The following is a 2,091-nucleotide window of genomic DNA, read 5'->3' as shown; positions in this document are numbered from 1 at the left end:
CGGCATGATCCGCGGCGGGCACGTGGACGTGGCGGTGCTTGGCGCCATGGAAGTAGCGGCCAACGGGGACCTGGCCAATTGGATGATCCCCGGCAAGATGGTCAAGGGCATGGGCGGCGCCATGGACCTGGTCTTCGGCGCCAAGAAGGTGATCGTGATGATGGAACATGTGGACCGCAACGGCAAGCCCAAGATCGTGGAGCAGTGTTCCCTTCCGCTGACCGGAAAGGCCTGCGTGGACCGGATCATCACCGACCTCGCCGTTATCGACGTGGTACGCGAGGGGCGATCTTCCCGGCTGGTGCTCCGCGAACTGGCGCCGAACGTGTCCGTGGAGGACGTGGCGGCCGCCACCGGTGCCGAGCTTTTTGAGGAAGACCAGGAACTCACCGTATGAGCGGCAGCCAGCGCATCATCGAACAACGCGGCCTCTACTTCGAGGAGCTTGAGGAGGACGTGCTCTACGCCCACCGGCCCGGACGCACGGTGACGGAAACGGACAACGTCCTCTTCACCACCCTCACCATGAACACCCAGCCGCTGCACCTGGACGCCGCCTGGAGCGCCGGCCAGCCGTTCGGCCAGAGGCTGGTCAACTCCCTGTTCACGCTGTCCACCATGGTGGGGCAGTCGGTCACCCAACTCACGCAGGGCACCATCATCGCCCAGCTGGGCCTTACCGAGGTTTCCTTCCCGCACCCCCTCTACCACGGCGACACGCTCTATACCGAGACACTGATTACGCAGAAGCGTCTTTCTGCGTCCCGCCCGGGCCAGGGCCTGGTCACCATGCGGCACACCGGCCGGAACCAGGACGGCACCGTGGTGGCACTGGCCACACGGACCTGCCTGATGTGGACCCAACAGGCACATTCCGGGGAGCAAACCGGAGGCCAACAGGGGACAATGGCTGTATGACGTTTGTGATGGGACCTTCCCTGCTGTTCTGCCCCGCCGACCGGCCCGAGCGGTTCCAGAAAGCTTCTGAACGGGCGGACGCCGTTATCCTGGACCTCGAAGATGCGGTGGCACCTGCAGACAAGCAGCGGGCCCGCGGCGCGATCCTTGCACAGCTTGGGGCAGTTGGCGAGGGGCCGGAACTCGATCCCAGCCGCACCATCATCAGGATCAATCCTGCGGGCACGGATGAGTTCGAGAAGGACCTCCATTGCCTGGCCCACACGCCCTACAAGACCGTGATGCTGGCCAAGGCGGAGAGTGCCGGGCAGCTGGAAGCGCTCAGGGACTACCACGTCATTGCCCTGTGCGAGACCGCCGCCGGGATCCTCAATGCGCCCGCCATCGCCGCCGCCCCCAACGTGGTGGGCCTGATGTGGGGGGCCGAGGACCTCCTGGCGTCCCTGGGCGGTACGTCCAGCAGGAAGGACGACGGCGGTTACCGCGCCGTTGCCCTGCACGCCCGGTCCGCCGTCCTGATCGCAGCCCGGGCGTTCGGCAAGGCAGCCGTTGACGCGGTGTACGTCAACATCCCGGACCTTGAGGGGTTGGCTGTGGAAGCCGCAGACGCCGTCGCCTCCGGGTTCGGCTCCAAGGCCTGCATCCACCCCACCCAGGCAGCGGTTGTCCGGGGGGCCTATGCTCCGTCGGAGGCCGACGTCGCGGCCGCCACCGAGTTGCTCAAAGCGGCTGCCTCGGCGGGTTCGGGCGTGTTCGCGTTCAACGGGAAGATGATTGACGGCCCCATCCTCAAGCACGCTGAGGCAACCATCCGCAGGGCCGGGATCCACAGCTAGCGCACAGGCCAGCGCCCCGGCGTCCGCCGGAGCGACAACGGCGGGATTGCCTCATACAGCTGCGTCCTGACCCACCGCTCACCGGTCCTCCGGAACTCTGCCCGGGTGGCGAAACGGTACAGGTAGCTGCGGGCACGCACCCAGTGCGGCGGTTCGCCGTCGAACGGGTCAGTCCGCAGGAGCCGCAGGATCCGTGGATCCGCCTCAAGCAGTTTGGCGAGGAAGGCATAGAACCACTCCTCGTGGACCGTGCGGAGCGGCAGGAACCACATCAGCCAGTCCAGCCGGAGGTGGTATGGCGCCCACTGGCGGGGGAGCCGGCGCACGTCCCCCGGCT

General features: G+C 66.8%; 3 protein-coding genes and 1 pseudogene. 3 read left to right on the top strand and 1 reads right to left on the bottom strand.

What is annotated here, in order from left to right; translation table 11 throughout:
• The 3 genes from DBR22_RS06890 to DBR22_RS06880 form a co-directional block, all read left to right on the top strand.
• The coding region (locus DBR22_RS06890) for a CoA-transferase (protein ID WP_308810187.1) at window positions 1-397 on the top strand (397 nt) is incomplete at its 5' end.
• Window positions 394-918 carry a MaoC family dehydratase gene (locus tag DBR22_RS06885; protein WP_108598394.1) on the top strand — a complete coding sequence of 175 codons (525 nt, stop codon included), beginning with the start codon at window positions 394-396 and terminating at the stop codon, window positions 916-918. The genes DBR22_RS06890 and DBR22_RS06885, both read left to right, overlap by 4 nt.
• On the top strand, window positions 915-1,754 hold the full coding sequence (locus DBR22_RS06880; protein WP_108598393.1) for an HpcH/HpaI aldolase/citrate lyase family protein: 840 nt from the start codon (window positions 915-917) through the stop codon (window positions 1,752-1,754). Before DBR22_RS06885 ends, DBR22_RS06880 begins: the two co-directional genes overlap by 4 nt.
• Here DBR22_RS06880 and DBR22_RS06875 read toward each other — a convergent pair.
• Window positions 1,751-2,091: pseudogene (locus DBR22_RS06875) on the bottom strand (lipase maturation factor family protein); the annotation flags it as partial. The gene DBR22_RS06880 and the pseudogene DBR22_RS06875 sit on opposite strands and share 4 nt — an antisense overlap.

Origin of the sequence: Arthrobacter sp. HMWF013 (assembly GCF_003061105.1) — a bacterium.
Taxonomy (GTDB): Bacteria; Actinomycetota; Actinomycetes; order Actinomycetales; family Micrococcaceae; genus Arthrobacter.
The sequence above is the reverse complement of the archived record's forward strand: the minus strand, read 5'-3'. Positions and strand labels throughout refer to the sequence as shown.